This window comes from Sphingopyxis sp. A083, assembly GCF_001468495.1.
Taxonomy (GTDB): domain Bacteria; phylum Pseudomonadota; class Alphaproteobacteria; order Sphingomonadales; family Sphingomonadaceae; genus Sphingopyxis; species Sphingopyxis terrae.
Window position 1 is genome coordinate 31,734 of the sequence record NZ_LNSK01000013.1, and the last position, 14,742, is coordinate 46,475.

The 14,742-nt window shown below is 66.6% G+C and carries 13 protein-coding genes; 10 read left to right on the forward strand and 3 right to left on the reverse strand.

The annotated features are described in order from the left end of the window. The first annotated feature begins 6 nt into the window (after positions 1–6). From ATE59_RS15840 to ATE59_RS15855, 4 genes are all read left to right on the forward strand, one after another. The gene (locus tag ATE59_RS15840) at positions 7–657 is read left to right on the forward strand and encodes a CpaD family pilus assembly protein (protein ID WP_058813298.1); all 651 of its coding nucleotides are present in this window, start codon (positions 7–9) and stop codon (positions 655–657) included. After that, the gene (locus ATE59_RS15845) at positions 654–1,922 is read left to right on the forward strand and encodes a pilus assembly protein CpaE (RefSeq protein ID WP_058813261.1); all 1,269 of its coding nucleotides are present in this window, start codon (positions 654–656) and stop codon (positions 1,920–1,922) included. Before ATE59_RS15840 ends, ATE59_RS15845 begins: the two co-directional genes overlap by 4 nt. Positions 1,923–1,991: 69 nt before the next feature. After that, positions 1,992–2,963 (forward strand): type II secretion system F family protein, encoded by a 972-nt coding sequence (locus ATE59_RS15850; RefSeq protein WP_058813262.1) that lies wholly within the window; start codon positions 1,992–1,994, stop codon positions 2,961–2,963. Between the two features lie 13 nt (positions 2,964–2,976). Continuing rightward, positions 2,977–4,023 (forward strand): type II secretion system F family protein, encoded by a 1,047-nt coding sequence (locus tag ATE59_RS15855; protein ID WP_058813263.1) that lies wholly within the window; start codon positions 2,977–2,979, stop codon positions 4,021–4,023. A 70-nt stretch (positions 4,024–4,093) separates the two neighbouring features. Here the strand turns inward: ATE59_RS15855 and ATE59_RS15860 are convergent, their stop codons facing one another. Both ATE59_RS15860 and ATE59_RS15865 read right to left on the reverse strand, forming a co-directional pair. Continuing rightward, complete coding sequence (locus ATE59_RS15860; protein ID WP_058813264.1) at positions 4,094–5,095, reverse strand: fumarylacetoacetate hydrolase family protein; 1,002 nt, start codon at positions 5,093–5,095, stop codon at positions 4,094–4,096. A 57-nt stretch (positions 5,096–5,152) separates the two neighbouring features. After that, positions 5,153–5,566 carry a hypothetical protein gene (locus ATE59_RS15865; RefSeq protein WP_058813265.1) on the reverse strand — a complete coding sequence of 138 codons (414 nt, stop codon included), beginning with the start codon at positions 5,564–5,566 and terminating at the stop codon, positions 5,153–5,155. Positions 5,567–6,042: 476 nt separating this feature from the next. On the opposite strand from ATE59_RS15865, the gene ATE59_RS15870 reads away from it, so the two are divergent. The 4 genes from ATE59_RS15870 (at position 6,043) to lexA (ending at position 9,697) form a co-directional block, all read left to right on the forward strand. Continuing rightward, entirely contained in the window at positions 6,043–7,272 is a 1,230-nt protein-coding gene (locus ATE59_RS15870; RefSeq protein ID WP_058813266.1) for a sensor histidine kinase, read from the forward strand. Positions 7,273–7,287: 15 nt separating this feature from the next. Beyond that, on the forward strand, positions 7,288–7,761 hold the full coding sequence (moaC, locus tag ATE59_RS15875; protein ID WP_058813267.1) for a cyclic pyranopterin monophosphate synthase MoaC: 474 nt from the start codon (positions 7,288–7,290) through the stop codon (positions 7,759–7,761). Next, positions 7,758–8,948, forward strand: a complete 1,191-nt coding sequence (locus tag ATE59_RS15880) for a molybdopterin molybdotransferase MoeA (RefSeq protein WP_058813268.1) — start codon at positions 7,758–7,760, stop codon at positions 8,946–8,948. The genes moaC and ATE59_RS15880 overlap by 4 nt, the downstream gene beginning before the upstream one ends. 65 nt (positions 8,949–9,013) lie before the next feature. Continuing rightward, positions 9,014–9,697, forward strand: coding sequence for a transcriptional repressor LexA (gene lexA / locus ATE59_RS15885; protein ID WP_058813269.1), 684 nt, complete (start codon positions 9,014–9,016; stop codon positions 9,695–9,697). On the opposite strand, the gene ATE59_RS15890 is transcribed toward lexA, so the two are convergent. Beyond that, positions 9,651–11,810 (reverse strand): ComEC/Rec2 family competence protein, encoded by a 2,160-nt coding sequence (locus ATE59_RS15890; protein WP_058813270.1) that lies wholly within the window; start codon positions 11,808–11,810, stop codon positions 9,651–9,653. The two genes, lexA and ATE59_RS15890, sit on opposite strands and share 47 nt — an antisense overlap. A 70-nt stretch (positions 11,811–11,880) precedes the next feature. Between ATE59_RS15890 and gltX the strand changes: the two genes are divergently transcribed. Then, a complete protein-coding gene (gene gltX / locus ATE59_RS15895; protein ID WP_058813271.1) occupies positions 11,881–13,347 on the forward strand; it encodes a glutamate--tRNA ligase in 1,467 nt (488 codons plus the stop codon). 37 nt (positions 13,348–13,384) lie between these two features. After that, positions 13,385–14,671 (forward strand): citrate synthase, encoded by a 1,287-nt coding sequence (locus ATE59_RS15900; RefSeq protein WP_058813272.1) that lies wholly within the window; start codon positions 13,385–13,387, stop codon positions 14,669–14,671. Positions 14,672–14,742 lie beyond the last annotated feature (71 nt).

Here is a 14,742-nt window from a genome sequence, read left to right on the forward strand (position 1 = left end):
AACGTGATGAAGAAAATCGCAACTTGGACCGTCCTGGCGCTGGCAACCACTCTCGCCGGCTGCGCAGGCGCCGCGAACAGCAATCGCAGCCTTGAATCGGTGCATCAGCCGGTCGTGCGCAACGACATCTACCAATTCGACGTCGCGGCGACAGGCGGTGACCTCGCCCCCAGCGAGCAAGGCCGTCTGCAGGGCTGGCTCGATGCCATGAACGTCCGTTACGGCGACCGTATCGCGATCGAGGACCCGTCGGCCTATGGCAGCAGCGGCGCGAAGGAAACGATCCGCGAGATGGTCGAACGCCGCGGCCTGCTGCTCAGCGGCGATGTGCCGGTGACGACGGGCGCGGTCGCGCCGGGCTATGTTCGCGTGATCGTGACGCGTGCCTCGGCTTCGGTGCCGAGCTGCCCCAACTGGTCGAGCCGTTCGGCGATCAACGTCAACAACGCGACCTCGGCCAACTATGGCTGCGCGACGAACAGCAATCTGGCCGCGATGGTCGCCGATCCCAATGATCTGATCAAGGGCACCAGCGAGCGCGACAATGATCCGACGACCGCCACCCGAGCGATCAAGACCTATCGCGACAAACCGCCGACGGGCGCAGGCGACCTGCGCGGTCAGGCGACGAGCAACAACGCAGGAGGCAGCCAGTGAACGCGCCTTTCAAAGCAGCCGGGCTGCGTGACCCGTTCAACGCCTTTGTGTGCGACGACGATACGCTGGAGCTGATCCGCGTCGCCGCCGCCGACATGGGCTGGCCCATCGAGAAGTGCAACAAGGGCGGCCTGCGCAACGCGGTGCAGTCGCTGTCGGTCTCTGCGAGCCCGAATATCCTGTTCGTCGACATGTCCGAGTCGGGCGATCCGATCAACGACATCAACGCGCTGGCGGAGGTCTGCGAACCCGGCACCGTCGTCATCGCGGCGGGCCAGGTCAACGACGTTCGCCTCTATCGCGATCTCTTGTCGAGCGGCATTCAGGATTACCTCCTGAAACCGCTGTCACTCGATCAGGTCCGCGACGCGCTGACCAATGCGCAGGCGATCCTTTCGGCCCCCAAGCATGCCGACATGCATGACGACAAGCCGCACCACATGATGGCGGTCGTCGGCGTGCGCGGCGGCGTCGGCGCCTCGATGGTGTCGACCTCACTCGCCTGGGCGATCAGCGAACAGGCCGACCGCCAGACCGCGCTTCTCGACCTCGACGTGCATTTCGGCACCGGTGCGCTGACGCTCGACCTTGAGCCCGGCCGCGGGCTGATCGACGCGATCGACAATCCCAGCCGTATCGACGGGCTGTTCATCGAACGCGCCATGGTGCGCGCCTCGGACAAGCTCAGCCTGCTGTCGGCCGAAGCGCCGATCCACCAGCCGGTGATGACCGACGGTTCGGCCTTCTATCAGCTCGAGGAAGAGCTGCGGAACGCGTTCGAGATGACGATCGTCGATATTCCGCGTCAGGTTCTCATCCCCTTCCCGCACCTCGTGTCGGAATGCGGGACGATCCTGCTCGTCACCGACGTCACGCTGGCTTCGGCGCGCGATACGATCCGTCTCCTGTCGTGGTTCAAGCAAAATGTGCCGGGCGCGCGCGTCGTGCTCGTCGCGAACAAGTTCCAGACCACGATCGGCGAATTGTCGCGCAAGGAATTCGAATCGTCGATCGAGCGCGCGATCGATGTCGTCGTCCCCTTCGACCCCAAGCTTGTCGCGCAGGCGGCCAAGCTCGGCAAATCCTATGCCGAGGTGTGCAAGGGAACCAAGGCCGGCCAGGTCTGGGCCAATCTGACGCGCGTCATCCTCGACGGGGCCGATGCCGAAGCCGAAGAGGTGGCACCGGCGAAAGCAAAATCGGGCAGCTCGCTGCTCGGCAAGCTGGGCGGTCTGGGTACACTCGTCAAAAAAGGCGCGAAATAAGCACGTGACGGGGGCTGGCGCAGGCCGGCCCCCGCCGCGACCACAGCGGGAACGGGGCAAAGGGCGATCATGAACCTGCCAATCATCCTAACATTCGGCGCCGCGTTGCTGGCGGTCGGCATGCTGGCGCTGGCTTTTGCCGGACCTTCTGCCGGCAAGGCCAAGACCCGCCGCCTGTCGTCGGTGAAGGATCGCCACGCGGCTTCGACCGAGGCGGTCGTCGCGGCCCAGATGCGCAAGACAATCGCTGCCGCTGGCAATAGCGGCAACACCAGCATCAGCAGCCTGATGCCGCGGCGCGAGTTGATGGAACTGCGCCTTCGCCGGACCGGCAAGGGCTGGACGCTCAGCAAATATATGTTCGCGTCGATGGCATTGTTCGTCGTCGTTGCGGGCGGCATGCTGTCCGTGCGTGCGCCTTTCATGCTGGCGCTGATGTTCGGGCTGCTCGCCGGGGTTGGGCTTCCGCATATGGTGGTCGGGCGGATCATCAAAAAGCGCGTCCTCAAATTCAACGCACGCTTTCCCGACGCGATCGACCTGCTCGTTCGCGGCCTGAAATCGGGGCTTCCCGTAACCGAAACCTTTCAGGTGGTGAGCCAGGAACTGCCCGGCCCCGTCGGCGAGGAGTTTCGCGGGATCGTCGAACGCATTCGCATCGGCAACACGATGGAACAGGCGTTGCAGGAATCGGCAGAAATGCTGGGCACGCCCGAATTCCAGTTCTTCTGCATCACCATCGCGATCCAGCGCGAAACGGGCGGTAATCTTGCCGAAACGCTGGCCAATCTGTCGGACGTGCTGCGCAAGCGCGCGCAGATGAAGCTGAAGATCAAGGCGATGTCTTCGGAAGCCAAGGCTTCGGCCTATATCGTCGGCGCCCTGCCGTTCTTCGTCTTCGGCGTCGTCTGGTCGATGAACCCCGGCTATCTTCAGGGCTTCTTCTTCGAACAGCGGCTGATCGTCGCTGGCCTGGGCGGTCTGGTGTGGATGAGCATCGGCGCCTTCATCATGTCGCGCATGATCTCGTTCGAAATCTGAGGAAGGACGCAGCATGAACAGCACCCTCCTCCTCACCGCCTTCTCCGGATCGCAGCCCGGCCCGACGCTATTGGGCGTCGACGTCGTCTGGGCCTCGACCATGCTCGTTGCGGTCGGCATCTTCGCGGTCATGGTGGCCATTTACGGCGCGCTGACCGTTCGCGACCCGATGGCGAAGCGCGTGAAGGCGCTCAACGATCGCCGCGAACAGCTGAAGGCGGGGATCACCGCCTCGACCGCCAAGCGCCGCGCGCGCCTCGTCCGCAAGAACCATACTGCCGACAAGATGCGCACCTTCCTCGGCAAGCTGCAGGTGCTGCAGGACAGCCAGATCAAGGAAGTGCAGCAAAAGCTGGCGCAGGCCGGCATCCGGTCGAAGGATCTGGCCGTCGCGGTCATTTTCGGCCGCCTCGTCCTGCCGATCGTCTTCGGCGGTATCGCGGCATTGCTCATCTATTGGGTCGACATGTGGCCCGACCTGACGCCGTTCAAGCGTTCGGGCGCGACGATGGCCATGCTCATCCTCGGTTACAAGGCGCCCGACCTGTTCATCCAGAACAAGCGGCAAAAGCGCACCGACGCGATCCGCAAGGGCCTTCCCGACGCGCTCGACCTGCTGGTCATCTGCGCCGAAGCGGGTCTGACCGTCGACTCGGCCTTTTCCCGCGTGTCGAAGGAGCTCGGCCGTGCCTATCCCGAACTGGGCGAGGAATTCGCGCTGACTTCGATCGAACTCGGCTTCCTGACCGAACGGCGGCAAGCGTTCGAAAATCTGGCGTATCGCGTGAACCTCGAATCGGTGAAGGGCGTGGTCACCACCATGATCCAGACCGAAAAATACGGGACGCCGCTTGCCAGCGCGCTGCGTGTCCTGTCGGCGGAATTCCGCAACGAACGCATGATGCGCGCCGAAGAAAAGGCCGCGCGCCTGCCCGCGATCATGACGGTACCGCTGATCCTGTTCATCCTGCCGGTGCTGTTCATCGTCATCCTGGGCCCGGCGGCCTGCTCGCTCAGCGATGCAATGTCGGGCGGCAGTCTCGGCGGCGGCAAGCCCTGACGAACGCCGCATCGCAAACCCAACAAAAAAGGGGCGGGATCATTCCCGCCCCTTTTTTGCTGCCGGCGCGTCAGGCGACCGTCTGTTCGATCGCGCCGAAGATGCTGTGGTGGCGCTCGTCGTCCATCCAGATCCGCACCGTATCACCCGCCTGCATGAAGGGGGTTTTCGCTTCGCCGTCGCGGATTGTCTCGACCGTCCGCACTTCGGCAAGACAGCTGTAGCCGAGCCCGCCCTCGCCGATCGGTTTGCCGGGTCCGCCATCGGCGTCGCGGTTCGACACCGTCCCCGATCCGATGATCGTCCCCGCGCGCAGGTCGCGCGTTTTCGCGGCATGGGCGATCAGCTGGCCGAAGTCGAAGGTCATGTCGACGCCGGCATCGGCGCGGCCGAGCGGCTGGCCGTTGAGATCGACGCACAGCGTGCCGTGCAGCTTGCCGTCCTGCCACCGGTCGCCGAGCGCGTCGGGTGTAACGAACACCGGCGACATCGCACTCGACGGCTTCGACTGAAAAAAGCCGAAGCCCTTGGCCAGTTCGCCAGGGATCAGCCCGCGCAGCGACACGTCGTTGGTCAGGCCGACGAGCAGAATGTGGCTCCGCGCCGTTTCGGCATCGACGCCCATGGGCACGTCGCCGGTGACGACCACCACCTCGGCCTCCATGTCGCAGCCCCACGCCGGATCGCTGAGCGGGATCGGATCGCGCGGCGCCAGAAAGGCATCGCTGCCGCCCTGATACATCAGCGGATCGTGCCAGAAACTTTCGGGCATTTCGGCGCCGCGCGCCTGCCGCACCAGCGCGACATGGTTCACGTAGGCGCTGCCATCGGCCCATTGATAGGCGCGCGGCAGCGGCGATGCAGCGTCGCGCTCGTGAAAGCGCTCGCGCGGGATCGCCTCGTGATTGATATCTTCGGCAAGCGCCTTCAGCCGCGGCGCCGTTTCCGCCCAGTCGTCAAGCGCCGCCTGCAGCGTCGGCGCGATATGGGTCGCATCGGCATACCAGGCGAGGTCGTCCGAAACGACGACGAGCCGGCCGTCGCGCCCGGCTTTCAGCGAAGCTAGTTTCACATCTGTCCCTTTGTCTGCGATGCCGGCGAACCATCATCGCAAAGGGGGGAGCGACGATCAGCGCGGCATCTGGATGGATGCGAAACAGGTAAAGCCGCTCTGCCCCGCCTGCAAGCGCCGGATATATTGCAGATAGGCCTGCGACTGGTTGTAGCTGGTGCCCGGCAGCGTCTGGCCGCGAAAGGCGCGCTTCACTTCCTCGCCGGTGAACGGCCGCGGCGCGCCCGGAAACGCCCCCTGGGTCCCCGGCGGGACAAGCTTGCCCGCCGCGTCGATGTAGCGGCCGGCGGCCGATGCGTCGGGCACCGGAATCTGGCAGTTCATCACCGATACCGCGGTCTGTGCAAAGGCGGGGCGGATGGTCAGCGCCGCCGACACGCCGACCGCGCCGAGCGCGAGCATCTTGCGCCGCGAGGGAACGGCTTCGTCGCCGGTCGCGGGCGCTTCGGTCGGGATGTCGCTGTCTTCCATGGCCGCGCATTAAACCAGTGAAGCCTTTAGGAAAAGCAAAAGACCGGCCGCCTCCCGCGCCCTTCCCGCTTTGGGACAGGCTGCGCAAAGGCGTTAAGGTCGTGCGGACGGATCCGAAGAATCGCTGGCGACCGATGTTTGCCATTCGATCCTTGTTGTGGCTGCGCGACAGAGAGGATATTCTCCTTCGTCATCCCGGACTTGATCCGGGATCCATTCACCCAGCGTTGGAACAATGGATCCCGGATCAAGTCCGGGATGACGAACAGGTAGTAATCCAGCGTCGATATTGTGTTCCCCGGCGAAGGCCGGGATCCAGAGCGTCGAACGCCGACGTTGGTGCTGTAAAGGCCTGGGCCCCGGCCTTCGCCGGGGAGCACAAAGCGGTTGGCTGAACGCCCGCCTTCCCGGCTCCCCCCGACTCTCCCCGCGAAGCGCCTTGCGCGCCGCGCCGCTTCGTGCGAGGCGCAGCGTCGATGTTCGACCGCCTGTCCAGCCTGGTTGCGGCGCTGACGCTTGTCGCCGTCGCGGCGATTTTCGCGGCGCTTGTCGGCGGCGACCTCGCCTCGATCGCGATCCTTGCGCTCGCCGGAGCGCTCGGCGCGGTCATCGTCTATGGCGCGCAGCCGCCGCCTGCCGCCGCGCCGCCTGCCGTCGCCTCTCCCGTCCCCGTCGAACCGCCGCTGCTGCTGCGCCATCCCGATTTCACCCGCTGGGCCGATCAGGAGCGCGAACCGGTGCTGGGGGTAATCGACAATGTCGTCGCCATCGCCAACGATGCAGCGGTTCGCCTGCTCGGACGCCACATCGTCGGCGCCGACATCCGCACCGCGATCCGCCATCCGGTGGCGGCCGAATGGCTGTCGGCAGGCGACGTCGACACGGGCGCGATGACCGTCGATCTCGCCGACTATCCGCGGCCCGGCCAGCGCTGGACGATGCGGATCGCGACGCTGTCGCACGGCGGCCGCATCATCTTTTTGTCCGACCGCTCGGCGATCGATGCCGCCGACCGCATGCGGTCCGATTTCGTCGCCAACGCCAGTCACGAACTGCGCACGCCGCTTGCCGCGATCCTCGGTTATGTCGAGACATTGCAAGACATGAACGACGAGGCCGATGCGCCGACGCGCAACCGTTTCCTCGCGATCATCGAGCGCGAGGCGCGGCGGATGCAGCAGCTTGTCATCGACCTGCTGTCGATCTCGCGCGTCGAAGCCGATCGCTTCCGCCGCCCGACCACCCCGGTCGATTTCGCCGCCATCGTCCGCCATACGCTTGCGCAGATGAAGGACAGTGCAGAGGCGCGGCCGCAGGACATTGCCGATCGCCTCGGCGATGCAGCGCAGCCGGTGCTGGGCGACGCGGCGCAGCTCGGCCAACTCGTCCACAATATCGTCTCCAACGCGATGAAATACGGCCGCCCCGGCACCCCGGTGACGGTCGAACTGACGCGCGAGGGCCGCCGCGTCCGTTTGGCGGTCCAGGACGAAGGCGAAGGCATCGCGCCCGATCACCTCCCGCGCCTCACCGAACGCTTCTACCGCGTAGACGAAGCACGCAGCCGCTCGGTCGGCGGCACCGGGCTGGGGCTGGCGATCGTCAAGCACATCAGCGAACGGCATAACGGCCAGCTCGATATTCAAAGCGAAGTCGGTAAGGGCACACGCGTGTCCGTGTCCTTTCCGCTGTCCGAAGCGCACTGACAAAGGACCGCATCGATGACGAACCGACCAACACATCTCGACGAAAGCGGCGCGGCGCATATGGTCGATGTCGGCGCGAAGGCCGCGACCGGTCGGCGCGCCGTCGCCAGCGGTCGCATCGCGATGGCGCCCGAAGCGCTCGCCGCGATCCGCGCCGGCAACGCGCCCAAGGGCGATGTGCTGTCGACCGCGCGCATCGCCGGGATCATGGCGGCCAAGCGTACCGCCGAGCTGATCCCGCTTTGCCACCCGCTGGCGTTGACCAGCGTCGCGGTCGAATTCGACTGGGAAGCCGACGGCATTTCGGTCCGCGCGACCGCCGCGACGACCGGGCCGACGGGGGTCGAGATGGAGGCGCTAACCGCCGCGTCCGTCGCATTGCTGACGCTCTACGACATGGCGAAGGCGCTCGACCGCGCGATGGTGCTCGGCGATATCCGCCTGCTCGAAAAGAGCGGCGGCCGGTCGGGCGACTGGCGCGCCGCATGAGCGCGCTGCTCGCGGTCGAGGAGGCCCAGGCGCGGCTGCTGGCGCTGAAGCCGCCGCTCGGCGCCGACAATATCGGCGTGGCGCAATGCGCCGGGCGCTACCTTGCGCAGGACGTCGTCGCCGGGCGCGACCAGCCCGCGGCGGCGCTGTCGGCGATGGACGGCTATGCGATCCGCTTTGCCGATATGCCCGGCCCGTGGACGATCGCCGGCGAAGTCGCCGCCGGCACCGCGCCCGCCCACGCGCTCGGCCCCGGCGAAGCGATCCGCATCTTCACCGGCGCGATGCTGCCCGACAATGCAGATACGGTGGTGGTTCAGGAAGATGTCACCGCCGACGGCGCGCGCCTGACGCTCACCGGCGATCGCCCCGCGTCGCGTGGACGCCATGTCCGCGCCCGGGCAAGCGATTTTGCAGCGGGCGCGCATTTGCTCACGGCGGGATGTCGCCTCGCTCCCGGGGCGCTCGCCGCCGCTATCATGGGCGGCGCGGGCGAGCTGATTGTCGGGGGGCGCCCGCGCGTCGCGATCCTGACGACAGGCGACGAACTGGTCGCGCCCGGGCGTGCGCTCGCGCCCGGCCAGATACCCGACAGCAACGGCACGATGCTCGCCGCGATGCTCGCCGCCGAACCCGCCGACGTCACGCTGCCGCTGCGCGCGCGCGACGACCGCGGCGTTCTCGCCAACATATTGGGCGATATGGCGCGGCGGCACGATGTCATCGTTACCGTTGGCGGCGCGTCGGTGGGCGATCACGACCATGTCCGCGGCGCGCTTGACGATGCGGGCGGGCAGCTCGATTTCTGGAAGATCGCGATGCGCCCCGGCAAGCCGCTGATCGCCGGCCGGATCGGCGACGCGATCCTGCTCGGCCTGCCGGGCAATCCGTCCTCGGCGTTCGTGACCGCGACGCTCTTTCTGCTGCCGCTCGTCCGCTACCTTGCCGGGGCGGCCGCGCCGTTTCCGGAGGTCGGCCAGGCCCCGCTCGCGGTGCCACTCGGTACCGGCGGGACGCGGCGCGATTATTTGCGCGCGCGCCTCGAAAAGGGACTGCTCACCCCCTGCGACGGACAGGACAGCGGTCAGACGCAACCGCTGATCGCGGCGAACGCGCTGATCGTCCGCGATATCGGCGCGGCGCCCTGCACGGCAGGCGCGCTTGCAAACTATATCGCGATCGCTTGACAAGTTCCGGTCTGTTCCACTATCGTTCCCCTTATGTCCGGCAACGCCATCATGGAGAACGACCGATGTTGACCGCGAAGCAGCATGAACTGCTCCACTTCATCCAGGAACGGCTCGACGCCAGCGGCATCTCGCCGTCGTTCGAGGAAATGAAGGAGGCGCTGGGCCTCAAGTCGAAATCGGGCATCCACCGGCTGATCAGCGCGCTCGAAGAACGCGGCTTCCTGCGCCGCCTGCCCAATCGTGCGCGCGCGCTCGAAGTGTTGAAGCTGCCCGACGCGGCCAAGCCCAAAACGCGGAGCGACAGTGACAATGTGGTACCGCTGCGCAAGCCCGCACCGGCGCTGAAGCCCATCGCCGCGAACGACATTATCGAAGTGCCGCTGCACGGCAAGATTGCCGCGGGCGTCCCGATCGAGGCGTTCGAGGATTATAACCGGCTCGCCGTTCCCGCCGCGTTGCTCGGCGCGGGCGAACATTATGCGCTCGAAGTATCGGGCGACTCGATGGTCGAGGCGGGGATTTTCGACGGCGATTATGCGCTGATCCAGAAGGCGAGTACCGCGCGCGAGGGTGATATCGTCGTCGCGCTCGTCGATGGACAGGACGCAACGCTCAAATATTTCCATCGCGAAGGCCGGATGGTGCGCCTCGATCCCGCCAACAGCGCCTATGAACCCCAGCGCTACGAAGCCGATCGCGTCATGGTGCAAGGTCGGCTGTCGGGACTGCTTCGTCGTTACCACTAAGCTGGTGCGGGCGGCGCCAAGGATGCGCATCGCCCGCGCGCAGCGCCGAAACGAGCCGCGGCTTCGCGCCCAGATAGAACGCAAGGCCGCCGCTTTGTTCCAGCGTGTCGCGGTCGATCGTCAGCCAGCGCGCGACGCATTCGCGCGGTAGCCAGCGTTCGCTGATGACCACATCGGCGGCGGCGCAGGCGGCCGCCATCTCCTCACCCGCGATCCGGTCGCGCCCATGCGCGGCGAGGATGACGCGCGGCGCATCGCCCCTGCCCTGTGTCCAGCGACAGAAATCGCGATTGCAGTCGACATGGTCGAGATCGCCAAGCGCGACGAGCGGCGTGTCGATCCCCGCCGCTTCGGCCATCGCGTCGCGTACGAAATCGCCGGCACGATCGCGCAGCATGGCATAGCCGCCGCCCGGCACGGCGGCTGCGATATGCCGCCCGTCGCCGGTCACGAGCAGGTCGGGGCGCGGCTGTGCGAGCAGCACCGCCATTCCCGCTACCAGCGGCACGGCGCCTGCCCAGCGCCACCCGCTGCGCCACAGCAATATCCACAACCCGCCCGCCATCGCGACCCCGAAAGCCCATGGCGGAAAAACGGGCAAGGTGGTGACGGCGCCGGGCGCCGCGGCGACATGATGCGCGAGCCCGATGAGCAAGCGCAGCGCATGATCGGCCACCCACCAGAAGGGCGCCCCCGCCCCCACCGCGTCGAACAGCAGCGCCAAAGCCTCCGCCGGCATGATGACGAAGGTCGTCAGCGGGATGGCGAGGACATTGGCGAGCGCGCCGTAAAGCCCCGCCTTGTGGAAATGGAACAGCGCGATCGGCGACAAGGCGACCTCGACTACGATGCCGGTGATCAGCAGGCCGGCGACGCCGCGCCCGAAGCGGAAGGCAAATGGCTCCTCGCGCCGCGCGACGAAGCGCTGCATCGCGCGGCTTTCGTGGAGCGCGACGATCGCGGTTACCGCCGCGAAGCTGAGCTGGAAACTCGGCCCGACCAGCGCCTCGGGCCGCCATAGCAGCACAAGCAGGGCGCCGGCAGCGACGAGCCGCAGGGTAATCGCCTCGCGCCCCAGCAGGATCGCCGCCAGGACCAGTAACGCCGCGATCAACGACCGCAGCGTCGGCACCTCGGCGCCAGCCAACCACGTATAGCCGCCGCCCGCGAGCGCCCCGGCGGCGGCGGCAAGCGGCAACACATAGCCTGCGAGCGCGAGCCGCGGGCTGAGCGCCAGCAATCGCATGGCGAGCAGCATCGCGAAGCCGACCACCGCAGTGACGTGCAGTCCGCTGATCGACAGCAGATGCGCCAGCCCGCTGCGCCGCATCGCCTCCTCGTCCTCGGGCGTGATCGCGCCGCGATCGCCCGTTACCAGCGCCGACGCGACACCGCCCGGCGACCCCGCAACCTGGCGATGGATATGCTCGCTCAGCCGCGCGCGCAGCGGCTGGCGTGCCTGCTCGGCACCTGACGGCAGCATGACATCGCCAAGCACTGTTCCGACCGCGCCGATGCGATCGAACCAGGCGCGCTGCGCAAAATCATAGCCGCCGGGCAGGCTCGCGGTTGGCGGCGGCATCAGCCGCGCGTGCACGCCGATCATCGTCCCCGGCACAATTGGGCGCCGCTGGTCGCCGCGCAGCGTGAGCCGCAGGCGCGGCGGCAGATCGGGGCGCGCGAGCGGCCGCACGACAAGCCGCAATTGCGCGCGCGCCGGCAAAGGCTCGGCCGCTTCGACCCGCGCCGAAAATTCGGTCGTCACCGGCCGCGCGAGCACCGGCGCCTCGACCCACAGCGCGCGGCCCCAGATCAGCAGCAGCCCTGCCGCGGCAACCCCGCAACCGATCGTCAGGGCGCGGCCAACGCGGGTCTGCCAGCCGATTGCCAGGCCGAAGGCCATGCCCCCCGTCAAGGCGCAAAGAAGCCCGATCCATTGCGCCATCGTCGGCAAGGCGAACCACAGCGCGATCCCCGCGCCGAAGGCCACAGGAAACCAGAGCGGCAGCCGCTCGCACTCGACCTCCAGCCGCGTCTCGAGCGCCGCCGGCAAAGCGCCGAACCATGAAAGCGTCCGCGCGGCAATGGGCGTTTGAAGCGTGCTTGTCGCCATGCTAGGGGCAGCCCCGAAATCCGCCGCGGTCCCTGTTCCGCGGCCGGCAGCCTGAGTGAAAGAGGCCAGAGTGGCAACCGAAAACAAAACCGAATTGGCAGAAGCGACCCCCGAAGCGACGGGCGCCGCCGTCGTCACCCGCTTCGCCCCCTCCCCCACGGGATATCTGCACATCGGCGGCGCGCGGACCGCGCTGTTCAACTGGCTTTTCGCGCGCCATCACGGCGGCAAGTTCCTGCTGCGGATCGAGGATACCGACCGCGCACGCTCAACCGACGCCGCCATCGACGCGATCCTCGACGGGATGCAGTGGCTCGACCTCGATTGGGACGGCGAGACCGTCTATCAGTTCGCGCGTGCGGCGCGCCATGCCGAGGTTGCGCACGAGCTGCTTGCCAAGGGCGCGGCCTATCGCTGCTATTTGACGCAGGATGAACTGGCCGCGATGCGTGCCGAAGCACAGGAAAAGCGCATCCCCTTCCGCGTCCGCAGCCCGTGGCGCGACCGTGACGACGGCGATCCCGCCGCCCCGCACGTCATTCGCTTGCGCGCGCCGCAAGATGGCGCGGTGACGATCCACGATCGCGTGCAGGGCGAGGTGACGGTCCAGAATGCCGAGCTCGACGATTTCATCCTGCTGCGCAGCGACGGCACCCCGACCTATATGCTCAGCGTCGTCGTCGACGATAACGACATGGGGATCACGCATGTCATCCGTGGTGACGATCACCTGAACAACGCCTTCCGCCAGCTCGCGCTGATCCGCGCGATGGCGTGGCGCGAGCCGGTTTATGCACACGTCCCGTTGATCCACGGCGCCGATGGCGCAAAGCTGTCGAAACGCCACGGCGCGCTCGGCGTCGATGCCTATCGCGACGAGCTTGGCTATCTGCCCGAGGCGGTGAACAATTATCTGCTTCGCCTTGGCTGGGGGCATGGCGATGCCGAAATCATCAGCCGCGAGCAGGCGGTCGAATGGTTCGATCTTGCCAATGTCGGCCGCTCGCCGTCGCGCTTCGATTTCAAGAAGCTCGAAAATCTGAACGGCCATTATATCCGCGAGGCCGACGATGCCCGGCTCGCCGGCCTGGTGGCGCCGCGGGTCGAGACGCTGGTCGGGCGCGCGCTCGACAGCGACGACCGCGCCTTGCTGGCGCGCGCGATGGACGTGCTCAAGCCGCGCGCGAAGACATTGGACGAAATTGCCGAGGGCGCCGTCTTCCTGTTTGCGGTGCGTCCGCTGACGATCGAAGAGAAAGCCGCCGCGCTGATCGCCGAAGCGCCCGAAGGCTTGCTGGCGAATGTTACCGACCGCCTGCGCGCGCTGGACGACTGGTCGCACGATGCCATCGAGACGGCGGTGCGCGAAACGAGCGAGTCGGCCGGTGTCGGCCTCGGCAAGCTCGCTCAGCCGCTGCGCGCCGCCTTGACCGGCCGCACCGTTTCTCCGGGCATTTTCGACGTCTTGCTGCTATTGGGACGCGACGAGAGCCTGGCGCGACTTGACGCAGCGCACAATTATCCGGCAGGGGCGTAGCCACTCACTCTCCCGCCCGTAGATCAGGGGAAAAAATATGACCGACCAGACCGCGAAAATCACCCTGGGCGACAAGACTGTCGAGAGTCCGGTGCTGAAGGGCACCGTCGGCCCCGACGTCGTCGACATCCGCAAATTCTACGGCCAGACCGGCGCCTTCACCTATGATCCGGGCTTCACCTCGACCGCGAGCTGCGAGTCGAAGCTGACCTATATCGACGGCGACGAAGGCGTCCTGCTCCACCGCGGTTATGCCATCGGCGATCTTGCCGAGCATTCGACCTTCATGGAGGTCGCCTATCTGCTCCTGAACGGCGAATTGCCGAACGGCGACGAGCTGGCGAAGTTCGATACCACGATCACGCGCCACACGATGCTGCACGAACAGCTTGCGACCTTCTATCGCGGCTTCCGCCGGGACGCGCACCCGATGGCGATCATGTGCGGCGTCGTCGGCGCGCTGTCGGCCTTCTATCATGATTCGACCGAGATTCACGATCCGCACCAGCGCATGATCGCGAGCCACCGCCTGATCGCCAAGATGCCGACGATCGCGGCGATGGCGTATAAATATTCGGTGGGTCAGCCCTTCATCTATCCGCAGAACGACCTCAGCTACACGCACAACTTCCTGCGCATGACCTTCGGCGTTCCGGCCGAGGAATATGAGGTCGATCCGGCGGTCGTCCGCGCGCTCGACCGCATCTTCATCCTGCATGCCGACCATGAGCAGAATGCGTCGACCTCGACCGTTCGCCTTGCGGGTTCGTCGGGCGCCAATCCCTTCGCGTGCATCGCGGCGGGCATTGCCTGTCTTTGGGGTCCGGCGCATGGTGGGGCCAACGAAGCCGCGCTCAACATGCTGCGCGAAATCGGCCGTCCCGAACGCATCCCCGAATATATCGCGCGCGCGAAGGACAAGGATGATCCGTTCCGCCTGATGGGTTTCGGCCACCGCGTCTACAAGAATTACGACCCGCGCGCGACGGTGATGCAGAAGACCGTGCGCGAGGTGTTCGCCGCGCTCAAGGTAAACGACCCGGTCTTCGACGTCGCGCTGCAGCTTGAGGAAATGGCCCTCAACGACGATTATTTCGTCGAAAAGAAGCTCTTCCCAAATGTCGATTTCTATTCGGGCGTCATCCTGTCGGCGATCGGCTTCCCGACCACGATGTTCACCGCGCTCTTCGCGCTCGCCCGTACCGTCGGCTGGGTCGCGCAGTGGAACGAGATGATCTCGGACCCCGCGCAGAAGATCGGCCGCCCGCGCCAGCTCTACACCGGCCCGACGCAGCGCGCCTACGTCCCCGTCGACAAGCGCTGAGGCGGTACCGGGAACCTGTCCCGGTTCAGAACCGCTTGCAGAAAGGGGCCGCATATGCGGCCCCTTTTTTG

Bases quoted from the DNA above. Each gene is read 5' to 3' on its own strand.
- ATE59_RS15840 (WP_058813298.1), top strand. From the start codon at position 7: ATGAAGAAAATCGCAACTTGGACCGTCCTGGCGCTGGCAACCACTCTC.
- ATE59_RS15850 (WP_058813262.1), top strand. From the start codon at position 1,992: ATGAACCTGCCAATCATCCTAACATTCGGCGCCGCGTTGCTGGCGGTC.
- ATE59_RS15855 (WP_058813263.1), top strand. From the start codon at position 2,977: ATGAACAGCACCCTCCTCCTCACCGCCTTCTCCGGATCGCAGCCCGGC.
- ATE59_RS15865 (WP_058813265.1), bottom strand. From the start codon at position 5,566: ATGGAAGACAGCGACATCCCGACCGAAGCGCCCGCGACCGGCGACGAA.
- ATE59_RS15870 (WP_058813266.1), top strand. From the start codon at position 6,043: ATGTTCGACCGCCTGTCCAGCCTGGTTGCGGCGCTGACGCTTGTCGCC.
- moaC (WP_058813267.1), top strand. From the start codon at position 7,288: ATGACGAACCGACCAACACATCTCGACGAAAGCGGCGCGGCGCATATG.
- ATE59_RS15880 (WP_058813268.1), top strand. From the start codon at position 7,758: ATGAGCGCGCTGCTCGCGGTCGAGGAGGCCCAGGCGCGGCTGCTGGCG.
- lexA (WP_058813269.1), top strand. From the start codon at position 9,014: ATGTTGACCGCGAAGCAGCATGAACTGCTCCACTTCATCCAGGAACGG.
- ATE59_RS15890 (WP_058813270.1), bottom strand. From the start codon at position 11,810: ATGGCGACAAGCACGCTTCAAACGCCCATTGCCGCGCGGACGCTTTCA.
- ATE59_RS15900 (WP_058813272.1), top strand. From the start codon at position 13,385: ATGACCGACCAGACCGCGAAAATCACCCTGGGCGACAAGACTGTCGAG.